Here is a 23,121-nt window from a genome sequence, read left to right on the forward strand (position 1 = left end):
TCGAAGTGAACGAGCTCGTCAGAGCTTGTTGAAGGCGAGCGCCAGGGCCGACTTCTTGTTCGCGGCCTGGTTGGCGTGGATAACGCCCTTGGAGGCGGCCTTGTCGAGCTTGCGGCTGACGACACGCAGCCGCTCGGCGGCGGCCTCCTTGTCACCGGCCTCGGCGGCGGCCCGGAAGCTGCGGATGTAGGTGCGCAGCTCGGACTTCACCGACTGGTTGCGCTGCCGCCGTGCCTCGTTGGTACGGATCCGCTTGATCTGGGACTTGATGTTGGCCACGCCTGTATCCTCTGATTCCTGTCGCTGGTTCGTCCGGAAAGTCTGTGCGCGCGCACCTGCCCCGAACGATTCCCGGCGCGGGGACAACGCGACGCCAAGGGGTCAGATTACCAGGACCGGGAAGCGTGGAGAAATCGCGGCTCGCCACCGGTAGGCAACCGGTACGCGGAGATCATTGAGAACGCGACACCACCGGCGTAACCTCCCAATCGTTTTTCGGCGCGAATTCAGCGGTACGACCAGGCATAACGGTGCTCCCGTTCCCGCGGGCGGCGCTCTTTTCGGAAATGATCGGGCCGGGCCCGAAAGCGACGGCACGACTCTCCGCGAGACTCGCTCGTTCCCACCGGATCCGGAAGGCGGACGTGTATGTCACCCACTGCTCAGGAAGTTGTCGAGAAGGACATCGAAACCCATTCCGATTTCGTGAAATGGGGTACGGAGACACTGGGCACCTTCGTCCTGGTGCTGGGCGGTGTCGGGACGGCGGTGCTGGCGGGGGAGAGGGTGGGCGCGCTCGGGGTCGCGCTGGCCTTCGGGCTGACGCTGATGTTTCTGGTCTACTCGATCGGGCCGATCTCCGGATGCCATGTGAATCCGGCGGTGACCGTGGGACAGCTGCTGCTCGGCCGGGTGTCCGCGCGCGTCGCGGTGGGCTATGTCGTCGCCCAGTTGATCGGCGCGTTCCTGGCGGGGCTGGTGCTGTTCGCGCTCGCGAAGAACCTGCCGTCCTACGACCGGTCGGTCGACGGCCTCGGCGCCAACGGCTGGGGTCGACACAGTCCCTCGGCGGTTCAGGGGCCGCTCGGTGCGGGCGTGATGCAGGACGGGTACGGGATGGCCGCCATGATCATCGTCGAGGTCGTGTTGACCGCGCTGCTGGTGTTCGTGGTGTTGGCCTCCACCGACCAGATCTCCGATGTGCCGTTGGCCGGGCTCTCGATCGGGGTCACCCTCGCCGTTGTCCATCTCGTCGCCATCCCGGTCGACAACACCTCGGTCAACCCGGCCCGCAGCCTCGGGGTCGCGCCCTACCAGGACGGTGCCCTGGGACAGGTGTGGGCGTTCGTGGTGTTCCCACTCATCGGTGGGATGCTGGGAGCCCTGGTCTACGGGCTGCTGTTCGGTCGGTCCCGGCAGATGGCGTCCTGACCATCCACGGTTTCCGCGCCGAGATCAGCTCCAGTGGTATTCGCGGACGAGTCGATGGGCCACCCGGTCGAACAGTTCCCGCGGCAGGATGGCGCCCTCCCGGCGGATACCGTCCTCGGGGACGTCGAGGACCCGATCCAGACGGACCCAGCTCGGCCTGCCCTGGTGATCCCAGACGCCGGCGCCGATGGCAATCCAATCGGGGTCGTGGTCGCGGACCGGATTCGACGACAGCATCAGCCCGAGCAAGGTGCGGTGGTCGCGTCCGACCACCAGGACCGGGCGGTCCTTGCCATTGCTCGGGTCCTCCTCGAACGGCACCCAGGTCCATACGATCTCGCCGGGGTCGGCCCGGCCGTCCAACTGCGGGGCGTAGACGATGCGCCGCGCCCGTTCGGAGGTCGGCACCGGGGTCGAGGCGGCCGGGCGGACCGGGATGGCGGGGGCGCGGCCGGCACGCCGGCGACCGCTCACGATATCGAGTGATGCCGCTCGCTGAAGTCGATCGACCAGCCGGGGAGCCTGCCGCCTGATCACCTTGGGGCCCTGCTCTTTCGCGATCGCGGTGAGCTGCTTGCCGAGATTGTTCCAATTGCGGGCCATCTCAGGAGGATAACGCCGTCCCACGACCGGTGGGGGCGCGTGCCGGTCGGTCGCCCGGGACCGGCGGAGGGGGCGGGGAGCCCACCATGGGACCATGGAGGGCAGCCGGCAATGAGTGGAGCCGAGGAAGTGGTCGCCGACGCGACCACGACCGACACCCGCTCGTTCCGATCGTCGACGCCGATACCCCTATGAGGAGTGGAGTGCCCGCCAGCTTCGCCGATACGACGTTCACCGATCCGTCCCGGATCCGGAACTTCTGCATCATCGCGCATATCGATCACGGCAAGTCGACGCTGGCCGACCGAATGTTGCAGTTGACCGGCGTGGTCGAGGAACGGCAGATGCGTGCCCAGTACCTGGACCGGATGGATATCGAACGGGAACGCGGTATCACCATCAAGGCCCAGAACGTCCGGTTGCCCTGGACCCCGACCAGTGGGGAGCACGCGGGCGAGAACTTCGTGCTGCACCTGATCGACACCCCCGGCCACGTCGACTTCACCTATGAGGTGTCGCGGGCGCTGGAGGCCTGTGAGGGTGCGATCCTGCTGGTCGACGCCGCGCAGGGCATCGAGGCGCAGACCCTGGCCAATCTGTATCTGGCTCTCGACAAGGATCTGGCCATCATCCCGGTGCTGAACAAGATCGACCTACCGGCCGCGGACCCCGATCGGTACGCCGCCGAGCTCGCCCATATCATCGGCTGCGAGCCCGAGGACGTACTGCGGGTGTCCGGTAAGACCGGCGTGGGTGTGCCGGAACTGCTGGATCAGGTGATCGCCCAGGTGCCGCCGCCGCAGGGGGAGGCGGACGCACCGGCCCGGGCGATGATCTTCGACTCGGTCTACGACACCTATCGCGGCGTGGTCACCTATGTGCGGGTAGTGGACGGCAAACTGACCCCGCGCGAGAAGATCAAGATGATGTCCACCGGCGCCACCCACGAACTGTTGGAGATCGGCATCGTCTCGCCCGAGCCCAAGCCCACCCAGGGCCTCGGGGTCGGTGAGGTGGGATACCTGATCACCGGGGTGAAGGACGTGCGCCAGTCGAAGGTCGGCGATACCGTCACCACGGCTCGAAACGGTGCCGTCGAGCCGCTCACCGGCTATCGGGAACCGCGCCCGATGGTGTATTCCGGGCTCTATCCGGTGGATGGTTCGGACTATCCGGACCTGCGCGACGCCCTGGAGAAGCTGCAGCTCAACGATGCCGCGCTCACCTATACCCCGGAAACCTCGGTGGCATTGGGCTTCGGCTTCCGCTGCGGTTTCCTCGGCCTGCTGCACATGGAGATCACCCGGGAACGGCTCCAGCGCGAATTCGATCTGGATCTGATTTCCACCGCGCCGAACGTGGTGTACCGGGTGCAGATGGACGACGGCTCCGAACATGTCGTCACCAATCCGTCGTACTGGCCGGAGGGCAAGGTGCGGACGGTATTCGAGCCGGTGGTCAAGTGCACCATCATCGCCCCGAGCGAATTCATCGGCGCCATCATGGAGTTGTGCCAGTCGCGACGCGGTGAACTCGGCGGGATGGACTACCTGTCCGAGACCCGGGTGGAGTTGCGCTATACGTTGCCGCTGGCCGAAATCATCTTCGACTTCTTCGATTCGCTGAAGTCGCGCACCCGCGGTTATGCCAGCCTCGACTACGAGGAGGCGGGCGAGCGGGAATCGCAGTTGGTGAAGGTGGACATCCTGTTGCAGGGCGAGGCGGTGGACGCGTTCAGCGCCATCGTGCACCGCGACGCCGCCCAGGCCTATGGACACAAGATGACCACCAAACTGCGGGAACTCATTCCGCGCCAGCAGTTCGAGGTGCCGATCCAGGCCGCGATCGGGTCGAAGATCATTGCCCGCGAGAATATCCGGGCCATCCGCAAGGACGTGCTCGCCAAGTGCTACGGCGGTGATATCAGCCGTAAGCGCAAACTGCTGGAGAAGCAGAAGGAAGGCAAGAAGCGGATGAAGACCATCGGCCGCGTGGACGTCCCGCAGGAGGCGTTCGTGGCGGCTCTGTCCTCGGATGCGCAAGCGGACAAACCCAAGGACAAGAAGTGACGACCACTCGGCCGTGCCGAGTCCGTCGGTTCCACGACTTTCCGCCGCGCCCGGTGCGTAGCACGTAGGCTCGACGAAAAACTCGACAACCGACGTGACAGCCGGCTTCGCCGCAAATATGGTGGTAGCGGTCTTCACTCGGCGGGCCCGGCGGTGAGGATGCGGGAGAGGCGAGAGTGGAGTTGTGGTATGACGCGTGATCTGCCCGGGGATGGCGGCGACGCGAATATCGCCGATGGCGACGCGAATATCACCGAACGTGGCGGTGATACCGCCTACACCATTGCCAATGGTGCTGCCACGGTGGCGCGGGGCGGTGCCTATGTGACCGGTGGCGCGTTGATGGCCGTCAACGGGGGTGGGGTCCCGGCGGGATCGAATTCGGAGAACGCGGACAGTCGTATCGCCGGGTGGGCCCACCCCGATGACCCCGACCCCGATACGCCGAGTCCGGTTGTCGAGTTCCCGGATCCGGTTCCCGACACGTCGGCGGCCCGGGGTTCGCAGCCCGGGATGGACGAGCCGCGCCCGGATATGAGCGTGACCATGCCGTTGCCGCGGCTGGACATCCAGGTCGGTATGGGGAATTCACATACCGGTTCCGCCCAGGCCGGTGGGGTGCCGCTCGAGGTGCCCGACACCAATGATCTGACCGAGATGGGCGTGCTCCCGGGCGGGGTCGGCACCGGTGTTCCGGCCGGTCCGCATCCGCCGGATCTCGGCGGGGAGGGCCTGCCCGGTCCGGCGCCGGGCGGCGGTATCCCAGGCCTGGAAGGCGTGCCAGGCCTGGGCGACGGTGGTTTTCGGCTGCCCGGTATGGGCCCCGGGGACGGTGCTGCGTCCCCACCCGGTTTCCACCTTCCGGATGCGGGACAGTTCACTCCCCCGGGACCGAATATCTTCGAACTGCCCGGTCTGAAAACCGTGTCGGCGCCGTTCGGCGAGGACGACAACTGGTCCGAGCTCGATACCGCGGTCCTGCCGATCATTGATCCGAACGCGCCGCCGCCCGATATCGAACCGGTGGCGGCTTCCGGGCCACGCGTTTCCGACAAGTCGGACGAAGAAGAGGAATCGGAGGGCGACGAGGGCGCCGGGTCGCTGTCCGATGCCATGCCGTGGGCGCATACGCCGGGGATGAACACCGGTGCCCCGTGGGCGGATACCTCCACGTCGCCGCTCGACGGCCCCGCCGACGCCGACCCCTTCGCCGGTGTGGGCGACGGCGGCGGGGTGGGCGCCGGTCTGTTCGTCCACTCCGGTACGAGCCTGGATTTCTCGGTCGGACCGGACGGCATCTACTTGAACGCCTCCTGGGATCTGCAGATCGACGTCCCCGTGGGGCGTGGTGTGGGCAACGAGTTGGACCAGTACAGCGACTGGATCACCGGCGGTTTCGATCCCACGTCCGCGCCCCGGGCAATGGCCGAACCCGACGAGACCGCGGGCCGGGACGGTTCGCTCGAACTCGGGTCCGGCACCACGGCCGGGTCGACCACCGGCACCGGTTCGACATCGGTGACGGGCCAGGCCGGGACACCGGCCGGTTCGGCGACATCGTCCGTATCCGGTGCCGCCGCGCCGGCTCCTGTCGCGCCGGCTCCTGCTACACCGATGGCCGCGGCCGCCCCGGCCACGCCGAGTGTTTCGTCTGCGCCGAGTGTTTCGTCTGCGCCGAGTGTTTCGTCTGCGCCGAGTGTTTCGTCTGCGCCGAGTGTTTCGTCTGCGCCGAGTGTTTCACCCGCGCCCGCTTCCATGCCCGCTTCCACGATGCCGGCTCCGGCCGCCGCGCCCGTCGCACCGGCGCCGCCCCCGGCTCCCGCGGCCTCGGTCGCGGCCGCCCCCGCCGCAGTGCAGCCGGTGGTGGCAACGCCATTGCAGACCACCATCCAGCCGGATGTCGCCACCACGCCCGTGGCGAATGTCATCACCCCGCCGGTGGGCACCTCACCGCTCGTCGTGCCCGCCGCCGATGTGCCCGCCCACTTCGGCCGTCCCCGCCCCGAGCCGGCGCGGGATACCCACTCCGGGCCGGGTGAGTATCCGGGGAACTCCGAGACCTTCGTTCCCTCGCCCACCACCGGCGGTGGGCCCGTTACGACGACCGACGCACCGACCACCGGCGCGGGGGTGAGCACCACGCCGACACCGGGAACCCAACCGAGCGTGCTACCCGGTGTGAGCGACACCACCTCGGCGGGTCGAACGCCGACCGGGACCGTCGAATCGGGTACTCCGACGACCGGGACCACCCTCCCGGGCACCACCGAGCCGGGAGCGACCACGAGCACACCCCTCGATCCGAGCGGTAGTGGCTCCGAAACCCCGGAGACCACGACCGGCGGTTCGTCGGTGGAGACGACGGGTAGCGCCCCACAGAGCCCCGACACCGCCGGGAGTACGGCGGGTACCACCACCGATTCGGGTGGTGCGAGCACCGGTTCCGAGGGTTCGCAGTCCGATACTTCCGACCAGTCCTCGTTCGTTCGTCCCACAACCGTCCCGGACTCGTCCGGCGGTGCGAGCACCTACGAGCCGCCGTCCACGGTCGATACCCCGCCCACCGTCGATACCCCGCCCACCGTCGATACCCCGCCCACGGTGGAGGTTCCGACGCTGGAACAGCCGAGCCCGGACGTATCGATACCGGATTACTCGACGCCGGACTACCCCACCCAGCCGCAAGTGCAGATCCCCACCAAACCGGCGCCGGTCCCGCAGCAGGATCTGCCGGGCCTGGGGTCGCCGGGCTTGGGGTCGCCGGGTCTGGGGTCGCCGGGCATCGGTACGAAACCGATCGCGGCCGACCACGCCGATCACACCGGTCTGCACGCGACGGTGGCCTCGATGAGCACGCAGGCCACCGACCATGCGACGCTCACGGGTAGCGGTTTGTCGGCGGGGCTGTCGCCGGACGTCGACCATGCCGCCGCCCATCTGGTTGCGAGTCCGGTGGACGACGTGTTTCTCTGAACTGCCGTTCGGTAACTCGTGTCCGGGAGGGGGCGGCGGCAAGGCAGGTGCATGCCGTGATCGAATGAGGGTGACGTAGTTGATGACAGTTAGGAGCCGGGCTTGTCTGCTGCAGCGGGACTGCAGCCCGCAACGGTGAAGAATCCGGAAGCCATGGCCCCGCTCATCAAGATCATCGATGAGCTGTACGGATCGGTTCGGTCCGCGGGCCGCGACGATCTCGGGGGTCGGCTCGGAATGGTGCGGGCCCGGGTCAGTGACACTCGGGTGCGGCTGGTGGTGGTAGGAGCACCCAAGAGTGGGATGAGCACCCTGGTCAATACCCTGGTCGGGGCACCGATCAGCGTGACCGACAGTCCGGCCGGTGTGCCGGTGGTCGTCGAGTACGGTCCCGAGCCGTCCGCGACGCTGGTGCGTTCGGTGGACGGTGGGCGGACCGAACGGCAACCGGTGGATCCACTCGATCCGCTTCCGGCGTTGACCGCCAAGGACGTGGTGCGCCTGGAGTTCGTCCATCCCGCTCCGCTGCTGGCGGAGGGGATCGTGCTGATGGACGCGCCCGGTACGGATGCCGACGATCGCGGCACCTGGTCGATGATCGCCGCCGCCGACGCCGTGCTCTATGTCGTCGATGCGGGCAACCGACTCGACAACGAGCAGATCGTCTACCTACAGCGGGTGCAGCAGCTCTGCCCGACCGTGATCTGTGTGCTCAACAAGATCGACCGGTATCCGTACTGGGCGCAGATCCAGGAAGAGAATCGGCAACTGCTCGATGCGGCGGGGTTGGCGTTCGCTGTCGCACCCGTCTCGGCGCAACTGCATCGTGAGGCGGAACACTCCGGCGATCGGCAGCGCGCCGTGGAGTCGGGGATACCGCAACTGCTCGAGCATCTGCGCGAGTATGTGGTGGCCAATGCCGACGCGGTGGCCACCGCGGCCGCGGTCCGCGATATTCGGCTGGTCAGCGACCATCTCGGTATGGGCCTGCGCAGTGAGGCGGAGACCCTGCGCGATCCGCAGCGCCGGGCCGAGATCACCCAACGATTGACCGCGGCCCGTGACGAGGCCGACCGGCTACGGCAGCGCAGCGCCAACTGGCAGATCGTTCTGGCCGACGGCAGCACCGAGCTGATGGCCGATATCGAACACGATCTGCGGCATCGGCTGCGCGGCCTGGTCCGGGACGCCGAGGCCAGAATCGCCAAGGGTGACCCGGGCCGCCGCTGGACCGCGTTCGGCTCCGACCTGGACGGGCGGATCGCCGACGCGATCGAGGAGAACTTCGAACTGGCGGAATACCGCGCCCAGGAGTTGGCCGAACAGGTGGCCGCGAAGTTTCCGGCCGATCATCGCATTCCCGATCTGCCGGATATGCGGGTGGATCCGGCGGAAGTGATGGAGCAGGTCACCCGACTGGAACCGTTGGAAAGCGGGCGGGACAGCATCCTGCAACAGGTGCTGTCGGTGCTGCGCGGATCGTACGGCGGTCTGCTGATGGTCGGTGTCGCGACCAGTCTGCTGGGAATGTCGCTGGTGAACTGGTATTCGGGGACGGCGGGTGTGCTTCTCGGCATCCATGCGTTGTGGGAGGATCGCCGCACCCGCACCCAACGCCGACAGGCCGAGGCCAAGGTCGCGGTGTCGCGGCTGATGGACGATGTGATCTTCCAGGTGGGCAAGGAATCCCGAAACCGACTGCGGGGAGTGCAGCGCGCGCTGCGGGACCACTTCACCGAGATCGCCACCGATACGATGCGCCGCGCCGAGGAGGCCCTGCGGATCGCCGAGGAAGAGGGCGAGAAGTACGGCGACAAGGGGCAGGCGCGGCTCGCGCACCTCGACGCCGAATTGCTCAAACTACGCGATCTGCGTCAGCGGGCCGACGGACTGCTCGCGGTCACTGCCTAGAGGAACGGGGGCTGCGTTTTCGGTGTTTTCGGCGGGGGCCCGCCGGCTTCACCCCACAGGCCGTATTCGTGGGGCGGATGGACCCCGTAACCTCCGCCGTTCCAGGTACCGTTCACCGGCATATGCGCGGGGCGGAAGGTACCGGCGAGCTGCGGTGACTCGGCGCGGATCACATGGGTGACGGCGTTGATGAGCGCCAGGTGGGTGAACGCCTGCGGATAATTGCCGAGGTGCCGGCCGGTGTGCGGGTCGATCTCCTCGGCGTAGAGCCGCAGCGGCCCGGCGTGTCCGAGCAGTCGTTCGCACAGCCGTCGGGCCCGGTCCACCTCCCCGATCTCCACCAGCGCCGAGACCAGCCAGAACGAGCAGATGGTGAAAGTGCCCTCGGACCCGGCCAGGCCGTCGTCGGTGGTCTCGGTGCGATAGCGCAATACCAGGCCGTTCTCGGTGAGCTCGTCGGCGATCCCGAGCACCGTCGCGCGCACCCGGGGGTCGTCGGCCGGCAGGAACCGGGTCAGCACCACCAACAGCAGGGACGCGTCCAAGGTGGTTCCGCCGTAGACCTGGGTGAACCGGCCGGCGGCATCCACACCGTGGGCGAGCACATCGGCCCGGATCTCCTCGGCGATCGCGGCCCAGCTCAGCGCGACCTCGGTCTGTCCGTGTAGTTCGGCCAGTTTCGCGCCGCGGTCCAGCGCCACCCAGCACATCACCTTCGACGAGGTGAAATGCTGTGGTTCCCCGCGTACCTCCCATATTCCGCGATCGGGTTCGCGCCAATGTGTGATGGCGGCGTCCACCTGCCGTTTCAGCATCGGCCACAACGACTCCGGCACGTGTCGACGCGATTTCACGTGCAGGTACACCGCATCCAGCATGGTGCCCCAGATATCGTGCTGCTCCTGGTTGTAGGCGCCGTTTCCGACCCGTACCGGTCGTGCGTGCTGATAGCCGCTGAGGTGTTCGAGACTGGATTCGACCAGTTCGCGTTCGCCGCCGATACCGTAAAGCACCTGCAGCGGTACCTCGTCGCCGTTGGGTCCGGTGGTGGCGTCGTAGAGAAAGGCGAAGAAGTCGTCGGCCTCCCGATCCAGGCCCAGGGTGTACAGGCCCCACAACGCGAAACTGGCATCGCGGACCCAGGTGTAGCGGTAGTCCCAGTTGCGTTCCCCACCCGGGGTTTCCGGGAGCGAGGTGGTGGCCGCCGCCATCAACGCGCCGGTGGGGGTGTAGGTGAGCCCCTTGAGGGTGAGCGCGCTGCGTTGGAGATAGTCGCGCCACCGGTGGTCGGGGAAGTTACCGAGAGTTATCCACTGCCGCCAGCATTCGATGGTCGTCCACATCTTCTGCGCGGCCTCGTCGAAGGTGCGGGGGGCGGGCAGCTCCGACCAGGTCAACGCCACGAACACCGAATCGCCCTCGCTCATGCGGGTGCGCGCCCGGGCTTGGCGGCCCTCCAGGCCCAGTCGCAGATCGGTGGTGAGTACCAGGGTCGGGCCGGTATCGGTGTCCGCGGGCACCGCGGTGGCCTCCTCGTACACCTTTCCGGTGTATTCCCAGGTGGCGGTGGCGCGGTGGTAGTCGAACGAGGGTTCGCAGCTCAATTCCAACTCGACCGTGCCGTTCACACATTTCACGGTGCGCAGCAGGATGTGCTCGGCATCCCAGTCGGTGGGGGTGCGGCGATGGGTTCGACTGCGCTGCTGAGTGCTGTGCCAGGGGCCGAGCACCAGCGCGTCGCGCACGATCAACCAACCCGTCTCGGTTTGCCAGGTGGTTTCCAGGATCATGCCGCCGGGCAGGTACCGGCGGGCGGCGGGAACATTGCACCCGTAAGGGCCGATGCGGAAATGACCGGCGCTGCGATCGAGGAGGGCGCCGAAAACGCTCGGTGAATCCGGACGAGGCAGACACATCCATTCGACCGAGCCGTTACCGGCGATCAGACAGTTGGTCTCACAGTCGGACAGGAATGCGTAGTCGTCGATCGGCGGGAAGTCGGCCGAGTACGGGGGCTCGACCGTTTCGTCGAGCGCCGCGGGACCGGGTGGGTCGGCTGAACTGTCGGTACTCGCCATACCACATCATGGGCCGACGGCGCTCGTCCGTCCACCCGGTCCCGGTCGCCCGGTGGTTCACACGCGCCGGATTCGGGCCAGCCAGGCGGCGGCCTCGACCGGACGGTCGGTGGGCAGCCCGAGCCGTTCGGCGTCCTCGGCGACGAGCTCGGTGACCCGCCCGCGGTAGTGCGCCGGGCTCAGCTCCTCCAGCTCCCACTCCGCGCCGGCGAAGGAGTCGCGGATGATGTGCTCGCCGATCCGGGGGCCGAAACCGACCTCCACATCCGACAGGGCCAGGATGTGGACGTATCCGCCCGGTGCGCAGACGGCGTGCAGGCCACGCACGTAGGTGTTGCGGGCCTCGGGGTTCTCTCCGAAGATGTGGAACAGCGCGCTGTCGACGACGGTGTCGAAGGTGCCGAGCCGCCCGGGGCCGTCGTCGGCGAGGGTGAGCACGTCCGCGACCTCGAAGCGGGCATTGGGCACGCCCTGTTCGGCGGCATTGCGGCGGGCGTATTCCACCGCGCTCGGGGACAGGTCCACGCCGAGTACGTCGTAGCCGAGCCGGGTGAGGGCGATGGTGTGTTCGCCCGCGCCGGTGCCGGGGTCCAGGACCCGGCCGCGGATCCGGCCGGCGCGCTCGAGGGCGACGATCGCCGGTTGCGGTTCGCCGATCACCCAGGGGGCGGTGTCGTTGTCATAGATCGCGTTCCAGTTATCGACCGACGGTGTCATGACCCCAGCCTGCAACCTCAATATGGGTTGAGGTCAAGGGCGGTGCCCCGGGCCGGTTGATCGTTGCCCATTCGTGCCGCTCGTTATCGACCCGTGACGTCGGCGTCCGTGCGGTGGACAGGTCGGTCGTCACAGATGTAGGTGATCGGAGCGCGTGGTTGTGACCCGCAGAGCGCGGGGCGGTACCTCGCCGATCGCGCGGATGCGTCGACGGTTCGCCGGCGGACCGATGTCCGGCCGGGTCGATTACGCTGGGTGCGTGGATCGTATCGCGGGATGGTGGGACGGTTTCGAACTGTGGGTGGCGGGACTTCCGTTCATCCCCCAGTTCCTGGTGGTGCTGGCCGGCATGGTGCCGATCAGCTTCGCCATCGCCTACCTGCTCGACCGTGGTTTGCAGAATGTCATGCGCCGGCTGGGCCGAGAGGAGAATCCCGGCGTCCCGGGACGAGTGTCGGCGGAAGCGGAGATACCCGAGTGGGAAGCCGAGGCGGTTCCGGCCGCAGTTGTGGTCCCGGCTCGGGAACATGTCGGAAGCGGTGCCCGCTGATGCCTCGTTCTCGCGTGCAATTGGCCCTGGTCGCCCTGTTGATCCTGGTGGTCGTCGCCTGGCTCTTCACCCGGTAGACGCAGTGGACGGGGCCTCGGGCCGGCCCGGGGGCGATGGTGGCCGGGGCCGATCCGGCCGGTTCGGTCCGATGACGATCGGGGCGGTGGACCACCCGGGTGCCGTCCTCGGAGCCGGTCGCCCCCGTTAGACTGGCTCGCGCCCCGCGGAACCATACGCGCTGTTCGCGCTCGTTTCGGCCGCCGGGCCGTGGCGGCGCCGTGACGCGGTTTCTCGTCCGAGAGCGCCGTCTTTGCTGTGCGCCGCCGATCTGCGGTCGATAGAAAGGTCCACCATGCCACGCACCCGTCTGCCCGCCGGGCGTCGACTCGTCGCCGTCCTCGTCGGCCTCGTGACCGTGGCGCTCTCCGCGTGCGCCGGCGGGCCCAGTGACGTGGTCGGGGCGCCGAGCGCCGACGGAAGCGGCGGCACCCTGGCCCTGTACGCCTACGCGGTCGCCAAACCCGGCTTCGACCTGGTGGTGCCGGAATTCAACCGGACCGAGGCGGGGGAGCAGGTGCGGGTCCAACAGTCCTACGGCGCGTCCGGGGACCAGTCGCGCAAGGTGGCCGACGGTGCCCCGGCCGATCTGGTGAGCTTCTCCACCGAACCCGATATCACCCGACTGGTGGACGCCGGGCTGGTGGAACGGAACTGGAATGCCGACGCCACCAGGGGGATCCCATTCGGTTCGGTGGTCGTGCTCGTCGTCCGCGCGGGAAATCCGAAGGATATCCGAGGCTGGGACGATCTACTGCGGCCCGATGTCGAGGTGGTGACTCCCAACCCGTTCAGCTCCGGTTCCGCGAAATGGAATCTGCTCGCCCCATATGCGGCCGTGAGCGAGGGCGGACGCGATCCTCGGGCCGGGCTGGACTACCTCACCCGGATGCTGGAGCGGGTCCGGGTGCAGCCGAAATCCGGCCGGGAAGCCACCGAGATGTTTCTGCAGGGCACCGGTGATGTGCTGATCAGCTATGAGAACGAGGCCTTGTTCGCCGAACGCCACGGCGACCCCTTCGAGCACGTCGTCCCCGAGGCCACCGTTCGGATCGAGAACCCGGTGGCCGTGTTGAAGAACACTCGAAACCGGGACCTGGCCGTTGCCTTCCGTGATTTCCTTTTCACCCCGGCCGGGCAGCGCGCGTGGGCGAAGGCGGGCTTCCGTCCCGTGGATCCGGGGGTGGCCGCCGAATTCGCCGCCGATTTCCCCACCCCGCCGCGGCTGTACACCGTTGCCGATCTCGGGGGCTGGGAGACGGTGAACGAGGAATTGTTCGCTCCGGACAGCGGCAGTATCGCCATCGTCTACGACAATGCCACCAAGTGACCGGTGACCCGGACCACACGCAATACTCGATAGTCGTGACCGATCCCAGCTTATGCACCGGGACCTCCCCCGATACCGCTTCCGGCGACCCTGCGGCCCCACGCGGACCCGCCGGGCGGTCCCTGCGCTCCCGACTGGGATTCAGCGGATCGGTGGGGCCGTTGGGGGTGGCCACGGCGGTGCTGTGGCTCAGCGTCATCGTGCTGCTGCCATTGGCGGCGCTCACCGTCAGCGCGTTCGATACCGGCTGGTCCGGGTTCTGGGACGCCGTCACCAGTCCGGTGGCATTGGCGTCGTTGCGGGTGACCGTTGTCGTCTCGGTGTTCGTGGCGTTGCTGAACGTGGTGATGGGCACCCTCGTGGCCTGGGTGCTGGTCCGGGACGAATTCCCCGGTAAAGGGATCGTCAATGCGCTCATCGATCTGCCGTTCGCATTGCCCACCATCGTGGCCAGTATCGTGCTGCTGTCGCTGTACGGGCCGAAGAGTCCGATCGATGTCCATCTCAACGCCACCCGGCCCGGTCTGGTGGTGGCCCTGGCCTTCGTGACCCTGCCGTTCGTGGTGCGGTCGGTGCAGCCGGTGCTCATCGAGGCCGATCGCGAGGTGGAGCAGGCGGCATTGTCGCTGGGCGCGAACAACTGGACCACCTTCCGTCGTATCGTGCTGCCCGCCCTGGCGCCGGCGATCATCAGCGGTGGTGGTCTGGCGTTCGCCCGCGCCATCGGCGAGTTCGGCTCGGTGGTGCTGATCGGCGGCAATATCCCGCGCGAGACCCAGATGGTTTCGCAGTACATCCAGCAGCAGATAGAGATCGACCGTCCGGTCGCCGCGGCTGCGGTGTCGGTGGCGCTGCTGGTCATCGCTTTCGCGACCCTGCTGGTGCTGCGGCTGTTCTCCGAGTGGACGGCCAGGAAGGAGCGCGCGGCCCGATGAAGTTGTCCGCCCCCACCCGTATCTCGCTGCGGGTACTCGCGCTCGGTTATCTGTTCGTTCTGTTGGTGCTGCCGTTGGGGGTGATCCTGGCCCGGTCGTTCGGCCGCGGGATCGCTGCCTTCATCGACCAGATCAGCACCCCCGCGGCCATCTCGGCGATCAATCTGTCGCTGCTCATCGTGGCCGTCGTGGTGCCGGTGAACGTGGTGTTCGGAGTGCTCATCGCATTGGCCCTGGTACGGGGAAACTTTCCCGGAAGGCGGTTGCTGCAAGGGCTGGTCGACCTCCCGTTCGCGGTATCGCCGGTGGTGGTCGGGGTCTCGCTGATCCTGCTGTGGGGGGCGGGTGGCTGGTTCGGCGGACTGGCCGAAATAGGGATCCAGGTGATCTTCGCGGTCCCGGGGATGATCATCGCCACCATTTTCGTGACCCTGCCGTTCGTGGTGCGTGAAGTGGAACCGGTGCTGCACGAGATCGGCGACGACCAGGAGCAGGCCGCCGCCACTCTCGGCGCGTCCGGGTGGCAGACGTTCCGGCGGATAACCCTGCCCGCCATCCGTTGGGGTCTCACCTACGGTGTGGTGCTCACCGTGGCCCGCGCGCTGGGCGAATTCGGTGCGGTGATCATGGTGTCGTCCGGGTTCGCCGGTGTCTCGCAAACCCTCACCCTGCTCGTCCATGCCCGCTATATCGACGATCACAACGATTTCGGCGCCTACTGCGCCGCCACTTTGCTGATGGGTATCGCGCTGCTCACCCTGCTGCTGATGACGCTGCTGGAACGCAAGCGGGAGACCCGTTGACCGCGTACGCCGGAGGCCGTCCATGATCACCGTGACCAATGCGCGCAAGCGCTACGGTTCCTTCGCCGCTCTCGACGATGTGAGCCTGGAAATACCGTCCGGGACGTTGACGGCGCTGCTCGGCCCGTCCGGGTCCGGTAAGTCGACCCTGCTGCGCAGTATCGCCGGATTGGAAACGCTGGATTCCGGGACGGTGCTGATCGCCGGTCGTGATGTCACCGGGGTGCCGCCGCAGAAACGCGGTATCGGCTTCGTGTTCCAGCACTACGCGGCATTCAAACATATGACCGTGCGCGACAATGTCGCCTTCGGTCTGAAGATCCGCAAACGCCCCAAGGCCGAGATCGTCGCCCGGGTGGACGAGTTGCTGGGCATTGTCGGGTTGGACGGGTTTCAACACCGTTATCCGGCGCAGTTGTCGGGTGGGCAACGGCAGCGGATGGCGCTGGCCCGTGCACTGGCGGTGGACCCGCAGGTGTTGCTGCTGGACGAGCCGTTCGGCGCGCTCGACGCCAAGGTGCGCGCGGATCTGCGCACCTGGTTGCGCCGCTTGCACGAGGAGGTGCACGTCACCACGGTCCTGGTCACGCACGACCAGGAGGAGGCGCTGGATGTGGCCGACCGGATCGCGGTGATGAATGCCGGTCGGATCGAACAGATCGGCAGCCCCTCCGATGTCTACGACCGGCCGGCCAACGAATTCGTCATGTCGTTTCTGGGGGCCGTGGCCCGGCTCAATGGGCATCTGGTGCGTCCGCACGATATCCGGGTGGGCCGCGATCCGAGTATGGCTTTGGCCGCGCACGAGGGAACCGCCGAATCGGCGGGGGTGACCCGGGCCGCCGTCGAACGGGTGGTGCGGCTCGGTTTCGAGGTGCGGGTGGAGTTGCGCAATGCCGCCACCGGCGATCTGTTCACCGCCCAGGTGACTCGTGGTGATGCCGAGGCATTGCGATTGGCCGAGGGGGAGACGGTGTACGTCCGTGCCACTCGGATCCCGGATCTGCCGAGGCGCTGAGCGGTTGCCGGCGGGGGAGATAACCGAGTGGCATATTTTCGGCAACCACCGGTAGGACATCGGTGCGTCCGCCGTGCGGATACGCGGCCGTCGGTGTAGTCCTGTTTACCGCGTGCCGGACCTGATCCACCTGCGGAATCGGTGGTTATGGTGTTGCTCGGGGGAGGAGGCGGTACCGGACAATGGGTTGTCCTCCGGTTGGCAGGTGTGATCGCGCAGTGGTTGCCTGTTGCCGTTCGAAGCGTGTCCGTTCGGCGATCAGGTGGGGTTCGATGGCTACAGGTCTCGGGTTGAGTATCGGCACGGTCAACGCGGTCTCCGCGCTGACGGGGATTCCGGAGGGGGCGGGGCGCGGGCGCCGGCGACGGCCGGAGTCGCCGTTCGTCACGACCCACCGCACCTCCCTCGTTTTCGACAGCACCGGCTTGGCCCGGCTGGGCACCATACCGCCGCACGGCCGGGTGATCACCGAATTCGCCGATCTCGGCCGGCCGGGGGCCAAGGGCGCGCGGATCGCGAACCACACCCTGCGGCCCGCCGATCTCGTGGCGGTCGTGGCGGACTGTCTGATCTCCGACGCCGGTCGCGATCCGCGTGGTGACGACGCCGAGGTCGTGCTCGCCCACCCGGTCGGGTACGACTCGGAGTTGGTGGCGATATTGCGGTCGGCGCTCGACGGGGCCGGGCTCGAACGGGTGCGATTGGTATCCGAACCGGTGGCGGCGGCAGCCTGGTTGGAGGCCGAATATGGTCCGTTGCTGCCGGGGGTGGCCCTGGTCTACGACCTGGGTGGTACCGCGTTGGACATCACGTTGGTGCGGGTGGGCGGTGGAAGTCCGGACGATCCGGTGATCGGTACGCCGCTGCGTTCGCGGGAGTTCGGCGGCCGGGCTTTCGGCGCATTGGTCGCCGAACGCTCCTGGGGCGGCCGGTTCGGCGGTGCGGGGGTGGGTTCGGATTCCGTGTCCGCCGACGCGTTGCGGGTGGATCATGTGCGCGAGTCGCTGGATCTGGTCTATCGCTGTCTGCGCTCGGCCGATGTCACCATGGCCGATGTCGACCGGATCCTGGTGGTGGGCGGTGCGTCCCGACCGGCGCAGGTGGCGCGGGTGTTGTCCGAGGAACTGGCCCGGCCGGTGGTCACCACCCCGGATCCGGAATGTGTGGTCGCGCTCGGAGCCTCCGTCCTGGCCCGGCGCGAGCGGGAGGCCGAGGTGTCGGAGCCGTCGGGTGCGCGTGGTCTTTCCCTTCTGTCCCGGCGTCGTCGGGTCGCCGTATCGGTCGGTTCGAGTGTCGCGGTGGTGGCCGCGGCCGGGTTGTCCGCCGATACGGTGTGGACCGGTCTGGCGCTGTTCGGGGCGGGCTGATCTCGGCGTCGGGTTGCTCGGTGGGTCCGCGGTCACTGTGTCCACCCCGTCTGATCAGGTGTGTTGACGGGGACCATTGTTGATGTAACTATTGGACACAGTAATGCGGACCCTATGAGAGGCAGTGACGACGATGTCTTCGGCCACGACGACCCCCGAGGTGGACCAGGTCCTCGCCCAGGCGCGGGAATACGCGGAGAAGCTGTTGCTGCTGTCGGAGGGATCGGTCAATCGACACTTCGATCCGTTCACCGACATCGACTGGGATAACCCCGATTTCGACGCCGACACCCGCCCCGAGCGGTGGATTCTGCCCGTTTCGGCCGATCCGCTGGGGCGTCACCCCTGGTATCGGGCGTTACCGGAGGACCTCAAGATCGCCATCGGCAAGTACCGGCAGGCCAATGTCGCCAAGGTCGGGCTCCAGTTCGAGGCCATCCTCATCAGTGGCATGATGCAGCATGTCTTCGGTCTGCCCAACGGCGATCCGGAATTCCGCTACTGCTCCCACGAGATGATCGAGGAGCACAACCACACCCTGATGTTCCAGGAGATGGTCAACCGGATCGGCGTCGATGTGCCCGGTATGGGTCCGCTGGTGCGCAAACTGCGTCATCTCGCGGTACCGGTGGCGGTGGCGTTCCCGAACCTGTTCTTCATGGCCGTGCTCGCCGGGGAGGAACCGATCGATCACATCCAGAAGGACATCCTGCGCTCGGGGGAGGAAGTGCACCCCATCATGCGTGGGGTCATGGCCATCCATGTGGCCGAGGAGGCCCGACACATCTCCTTCGCCCACGAATTCCTCAAGAAACACGTCCCGGAGGCCTCCGCGCGCGACAAGTTCGTGCTCTCGCTGGCCATGCCGGTGATCATGTGGATTCTGGGTCGGGCCATCGTGACCCCGCCGAAGAAGTTCTTCGAGGAGTTCGGTATCCCCGACAGCGTTCGCAAGGAATTGTTCTACGGGTCCGACGAGGCCAAACAGGTCTTCAGCGACTACTTCGGCGATGTTCGCGCCCTGGCCAAGGAGATCGGGCTGATGAACCCGATCGCCAAGCGGGTGTGGAAGGCCCTCGGTATCGACGGGCACACCACCCGCTACCGGTCCGAGCCGATGCGTGCCGCGGCGCGTCGCGCGGCCTGAGCGGCGGTAACGACCAGATGCCCTACGTCGTCACCCAGTCGTGCTGTAGCGACGCCTCCTGCGTCTACGCCTGTCCGGTCAATTGCATCCACCCCACCCCGGACGAGCCGGATTTCTTGTCGGCGGAAATGCTCTACGTCGATCCGCAGGCCTGCGTCGACTGTGGTGCCTGTGCGTCGGCCTGCCCGGTCGACGCCATCACCTCGTCCCGGAAACTGACCGCGGCGCAGCAGCCGTTCATCGAGATCAACGCCGACTTCTATCGGCAATCCCGGCCACGGCCGCTGCTCGCGCGCCCGGTGCCGCCCCCGCCGATCGATACCGCGCGGGGGCCGCTGCGGGTGGCGATCGTGGGATCCGGTCCGTCGGCCATGTACGCCGCCGACGAACTGCTCACCTGCCCGGACGTCTCGGTCACCGTCCTCGATCGGTTGCCGGTGCCCTACGGTCTGGCCCGTTTCGGGGTGGCGCCCGATCACGGCCGAACCCGACAGGTGTCGCGATTGTTCGACGTGATCTCCGCTCAGCCCGGCTTCGGCTCGTATCTCGATGTGGAGGTGGGCAAGCACATCTCTCACGAGGAACTGCTCGCCTACCACCACGCCGTGATCTACGCCGTCGGCGCGTCCGCGGACCGCAAACTCGGGATTCCGGGCGAGGGTCTGGCCGGAAACATCTCGGCCACCGATTTCGTCGCCTGGTACAACGGGCATCCCGACCACATCGATCGGGAATTCGACCTGTCCCACCGGCGGGTGGTGATCATCGGCAACGGCAATGTCGCGCTCGATGTGGCGCGGATCCTCGCCACCGACCCCGATGATCTGGCCGGCACCGATATCTCCCCGGTGGCGCTGGAGACCCTGCGACGCAGCGCCGTCGAGGAGATCGTGGTGTTGGGCCGACGCGGCCCCGCCGAATCGGCGTTCACCGTGCCGGAATTCGTCGGTCTGCTCGGCTCCGACGTGGATATCGTCATCGATGGTGACCTGCCGCCGATCACCGACGGCCTGACCTATCAGGTCGAACGGAAACTGCGACTGCTACACGGTGTGGCCGAGCGTCCGGTCGGCCGCCGCCGGCGCATCGTCTTCCGCTACCTGGCCTCGCCCCGGCGGATTCTGGGTCCCGATCGGGTGACCGGGCTCGAGGTGGTCCGCAACGAGCTCGTCACCGGCGACGACGGGCGGGCGCGGGCGGTGGCCACCGACGATATCGAGCTGCTCGAGGCCGGATTGGTGCTCACCTCCGTCGGTTATCGCGGGGTGCCGTTACCAGGGCTGCCGTTCGACGAGCGGGCCGGGATGATCCCCAACCGGGACGGCCGGGTGCTGGACGGCCCCGATGGCGCGGTGTTACCCGGAACCTATGTCACCGGGTGGATCAAACGCGGACCCACCGGGTTCATCGGCACCAACAAGTCCTGTGCCCAACAGACGGTGCGCCGGCTGGCCGAGGATTTCAATGCCGGGCGGCTGGCCGAACCGTCCGGCGGCGCCACCGGATTCGATCGGCTGTTGCGTGGTCGCCGACCGTCGGTGCGCGTGGCGGGTGCGGTCGTGCCGCCGGCCAAGGGGTTGCGCCGCCTGATCGCCCGCGCCTGAGCCCGGCGGCGCCCAGTATATGGTCGCGGTCGGTTTCTGTCGGTTGCCGACCGCGGCCGAGGGCTTGTGGGCAATCTATCGGCAATCTTTTGTGTAAGGGTTGGGAAGTGCGATACAGGGCGCTGTCGCCGGTTCGGATATTGCGCCGCAACGCGTTCCATGCGCTCGCTGTGAGATAGCGGAACCTTCCGGGTTGTCGGTGGATCGTGTTCCATCCAGGGGTGTGGATCACTTTTTTCAACGCTTCTACCTGGTGTTTCTGTTCGTGGTGTCGGAAGCGGTAATTTTTGGTTGCAATAGCTCTACGAAATCTCGCTCCGGCAGCTAACCTGTGGTGGCTGTTTGGAAGACGACCGCGGCCCATGGTTCTTCGCATGAGGGACGTGGTCACGGTGCGTTGACGGGATGGCGAATGACAACAGGGCTGGGTATCAGCATCGGCACAGTGAATGTCGTCTCGGCGCGGGTTGACGCCGAGCGACCGCGTCCGGCGGTGCGTATCCGCCGCACCGCCGTCGGATTCGACAGTACGGGCACGGCGCGACTCGGTGGTATCACCCGATTTCCCACCGCCGTGAACGAGTTCGCCGACCTGGGGCGCGACCCCGAATCGGTGTTCGTGGACGGGCGTATCTGGTCGCCCGCGAATATTTTCGCCTCGGTGGTGGCCGGGCTGCTCACAGGCGTGGAACCCGAGGTCGGGGTGGTGGCCACCCATCCCGCGGGCTATACCGACAAACAGGTCATGTTGCTGCGGCAGGCATTGGACCTGACCGGTGTGGGGCGGGTGCGGCTGGTTCCCGAGCCGGTGGCGGCCGTGCAATGGTTGGAACAGGAAAACGGCCCGCTCGACCCGGGTTTCGTTCTCGTATACGACCTGGGTGGCAACAGCCTCGACGTCACCATCGTGCGTACCGGGCCCGATTGGCCGGACCATCCGATGGTGGGAAAACCATTGCGTTCCTATGATTTCGGCGGCCGCCCGCTGGGCGCGATGATCGCCCGCTGCGCCGGCGACCGCCCGCTCGGCGCCCCCGCGGCGAAACCGGGCGGACTGTCGCTGCTGTCGATCGTCGACACCGAAAGCCTGCGCCGGGACCAGATCCGCGATTCGCTCGAACTGGTACGCGCGGCTGTCCGATCCGCCGGGATCACCATGTCCGATATCAACCGGCTGCTGCTGGTGGGTGGTGCGGCCCGCCCCCCGCAGGTGGCGAGCACCCTCGCCGAACTCGGCCTGCCGGTGACCGTTTCGGCCGACCCCGGACAGTGCACGGCCGTGGGCGCCGCCCTGCTGGCCGCACGCGACGCCGCCTCGGCGTCCGGGGGGCGGCCGCAGCGCGCCCCGCTCTTCTCCGGTGCCGCCCTGCTCTCCGCTGTCGCCATGTCGGCGGCGACCGTACTCGGTGGAAGCGCCGGTGATGCCGACCCACCTCCCGCATACGGTTATCCCGATCCGGGATCGGGAACGCTGCTGTACGAAATACACGGTCGGGCCATGGTCGAACGCACCCCCAGCGGTGGATGGAGTGTGCAGTACGGACCGCATGGCAGCGGCTCCACGGAGGTCGTTCCCGCCGGGATGGCCCATCCGCTCCTCGATCCGTCGCGCGTCGACAGCGGTTCGGCGCAGCGCACCGCCCCTCGGGGCATGCGTCACGGGCACCAACCGGCCCCCTATGCCGATCCCTCTCGCTTCGCCAACCCGCTGCCGTTCATCCGGCCGGCTCCGCATGTGCTGCATCCCCCGGCCGGTGCGTCGCATACGAGTCCGACGGCCCCATCCCCGGGGTCCCCGGATTCGGTTCCGTCGTCCGAACAACCCGCGAGCGGGCCGCTGCCCCGGCCCGGGGTTGTCCTGGGGGGTGGTTTCGGTGCGTCGGACGAGGACTCCACCGAGTCGCCCTCGTGGCCGATCGGTGTTCCGACGGTTCCGGGCATTACCGACGGTGTACTGCCGGGCGGTCCGAGCAAGTCGGATGCCGTCTCGGGTTCGGACACCGAAACGTCGTCGTCGAACGGTGTTTCCGGTGCGGCGGCCGCGAATGGGACCGCGACCCCGGCCGGTACCGGCGCGGGGAGGCAGTCGCCGAGTGGCACCCACGTGGGGAAGCAGTTGCCGGGCGGCCCGGTCGACGGGATATCGCCTGATACCTCCTCCGGCGTCGTCGCGCCGGGCGAGCATTTCTCGCCCGGCGGCCGCGGTGCGGCGCGCGCCGGCGATACCGGTCGCGGCGGTCGTCCCTCTCCCGGTGAGGTGCGTTCCGCGCCGTCCGGACCAGGTGCCGAGCCGGCGGGAAGTATCGGGGGGCGCAACCGAGCGGGTGCTTCCTCGTCCTCCGATCACGGCCCGTCACACCCTGCCGCGAAGCCCGGCAAGAGCGGGAAGGCGAGGGTATCCCCCGGTTCCCATGGCGGCTCCGCGCGAGGTGGCCGGGGTGGTCGATAGCCGGGATCTCCACCCCGTGCGGTCTTGTGACGATTCTCGGGAAAATCGGTGTTCGGATACCGGCGTGGGCGGCACAATC

Annotated in this window: 16 protein-coding genes and 1 pseudogene; 13 read left to right on the forward strand and 4 right to left on the reverse strand. The window is 67.5% G+C overall.

Going from position 1 to position 23,121, the window contains the following annotated elements:
- Window positions 1-18: 18 nt before the first annotated feature.
- Window positions 19-279: a 30S ribosomal protein S20 gene (gene rpsT / locus ON32_RS06595; protein ID WP_040789566.1), complete on the reverse strand. Its 261-nt coding sequence runs from the start codon at window positions 277-279 to the stop codon at window positions 19-21.
- 369 nt (window positions 280-648) lie between these two features.
- Between rpsT and ON32_RS06600 the strand changes: the two genes are divergently transcribed.
- On the forward strand, window positions 649-1,431 hold the full coding sequence (locus ON32_RS06600) for an aquaporin (protein ID WP_040789567.1): 783 nt from the start codon (window positions 649-651) through the stop codon (window positions 1,429-1,431).
- Window positions 1,432-1,455: 24 nt separating this feature from the next.
- Here ON32_RS06600 and ON32_RS06605 read toward each other — a convergent pair whose 3' ends face one another.
- A complete protein-coding gene (locus ON32_RS06605) occupies window positions 1,456-2,034 on the reverse strand; it encodes a type II toxin-antitoxin system PemK/MazF family toxin (protein ID WP_040789568.1) in 579 nt (192 codons plus the stop codon).
- Window positions 2,035-2,225: 191 nt separating this feature from the next.
- Between ON32_RS06605 and lepA the strand changes: the two genes are divergently transcribed.
- The 3 genes from lepA (at window position 2,226) to ON32_RS06620 (ending at window position 8,987) form a co-directional block, all read left to right on the forward strand.
- Window positions 2,226-4,103 (forward strand): translation elongation factor 4, encoded by a 1,878-nt coding sequence (gene lepA / locus ON32_RS06610; protein ID WP_040789569.1) that lies wholly within the window; start codon window positions 2,226-2,228, stop codon window positions 4,101-4,103.
- A 189-nt stretch (window positions 4,104-4,292) separates the two neighbouring features.
- Entirely contained in the window at window positions 4,293-7,076 is a 2,784-nt protein-coding gene (locus tag ON32_RS06615; protein ID WP_040789571.1) for a hypothetical protein, read from the forward strand.
- Window positions 7,077-7,178: 102 nt separating this feature from the next.
- Window positions 7,179-8,987 carry a dynamin family protein gene (locus ON32_RS06620; protein WP_040789572.1) on the forward strand — a complete coding sequence of 603 codons (1,809 nt, stop codon included), beginning with the start codon at window positions 7,179-7,181 and terminating at the stop codon, window positions 8,985-8,987.
- A gap of 113 nt (window positions 8,988-9,100) precedes the next feature.
- Here ON32_RS06620 and ON32_RS06625 read toward each other — a convergent pair.
- Together ON32_RS06625 and ON32_RS06630 are read right to left on the reverse strand one after the other, a co-directional pair.
- Window positions 9,101-11,065: pseudogene (locus tag ON32_RS06625) on the reverse strand (glycoside hydrolase family 15 protein); the annotation flags it as partial.
- Window positions 11,066-11,122: 57 nt separating this feature from the next.
- On the reverse strand, window positions 11,123-11,782 hold the full coding sequence (locus tag ON32_RS06630) for a class I SAM-dependent methyltransferase (protein ID WP_040789573.1): 660 nt from the start codon (window positions 11,780-11,782) through the stop codon (window positions 11,123-11,125).
- 259 nt (window positions 11,783-12,041) lie between these two features.
- On the opposite strand from ON32_RS06630, the gene ON32_RS06635 reads away from it, so the two are divergent.
- From ON32_RS06635 to ON32_RS26915, 9 genes are all read left to right on the forward strand, one after another.
- Window positions 12,042-12,332 (forward strand): hypothetical protein, encoded by a 291-nt coding sequence (locus ON32_RS06635; protein ID WP_040789816.1) that lies wholly within the window; start codon window positions 12,042-12,044, stop codon window positions 12,330-12,332.
- Window positions 12,333-12,684: 352 nt separating this feature from the next.
- The gene (locus ON32_RS06640; protein WP_040789574.1) at window positions 12,685-13,719 is read left to right on the forward strand and encodes a sulfate ABC transporter substrate-binding protein; all 1,035 of its coding nucleotides are present in this window, start codon (window positions 12,685-12,687) and stop codon (window positions 13,717-13,719) included.
- 122 nt (window positions 13,720-13,841) lie between these two features.
- Window positions 13,842-14,654: a sulfate ABC transporter permease subunit CysT gene (gene cysT / locus ON32_RS06645; RefSeq protein WP_085995133.1), complete on the forward strand. Its 813-nt coding sequence runs from the start codon at window positions 13,842-13,844 to the stop codon at window positions 14,652-14,654.
- Window positions 14,651-15,457 carry a sulfate ABC transporter permease subunit CysW gene (cysW, locus tag ON32_RS06650; RefSeq protein WP_040789576.1) on the forward strand — a complete coding sequence of 269 codons (807 nt, stop codon included), beginning with the start codon at window positions 14,651-14,653 and terminating at the stop codon, window positions 15,455-15,457. The genes cysT and cysW overlap by 4 nt, the downstream gene beginning before the upstream one ends.
- A gap of 22 nt (window positions 15,458-15,479) precedes the next feature.
- The gene (locus ON32_RS06655; RefSeq protein ID WP_040789578.1) at window positions 15,480-16,475 is read left to right on the forward strand and encodes a sulfate/molybdate ABC transporter ATP-binding protein; all 996 of its coding nucleotides are present in this window, start codon (window positions 15,480-15,482) and stop codon (window positions 16,473-16,475) included.
- Window positions 16,476-16,747: 272 nt separating this feature from the next.
- Complete coding sequence (locus ON32_RS06660) at window positions 16,748-17,842, forward strand: Hsp70 family protein (RefSeq protein ID WP_040789579.1); 1,095 nt, start codon at window positions 16,748-16,750, stop codon at window positions 17,840-17,842.
- A 133-nt stretch (window positions 17,843-17,975) separates the two neighbouring features.
- Complete coding sequence (locus tag ON32_RS06665) at window positions 17,976-18,989, forward strand: AurF N-oxygenase family protein (RefSeq protein ID WP_040789581.1); 1,014 nt, start codon at window positions 17,976-17,978, stop codon at window positions 18,987-18,989.
- A gap of 17 nt (window positions 18,990-19,006) precedes the next feature.
- Window positions 19,007-20,593 carry an FAD-dependent oxidoreductase gene (locus tag ON32_RS06670; RefSeq protein ID WP_040789583.1) on the forward strand — a complete coding sequence of 529 codons (1,587 nt, stop codon included), beginning with the start codon at window positions 19,007-19,009 and terminating at the stop codon, window positions 20,591-20,593.
- A gap of 412 nt (window positions 20,594-21,005) precedes the next feature.
- Window positions 21,006-23,042 (forward strand): Hsp70 family protein, encoded by a 2,037-nt coding sequence (locus ON32_RS26915; RefSeq protein WP_157224106.1) that lies wholly within the window; start codon window positions 21,006-21,008, stop codon window positions 23,040-23,042.
- Window positions 23,043-23,121 lie beyond the last annotated feature (79 nt).

The organism is Nocardia paucivorans NBRC 100373 (assembly GCF_000308675.1).
Taxonomy (GTDB): domain Bacteria; phylum Actinomycetota; class Actinomycetes; order Mycobacteriales; family Mycobacteriaceae; genus Nocardia; species Nocardia paucivorans.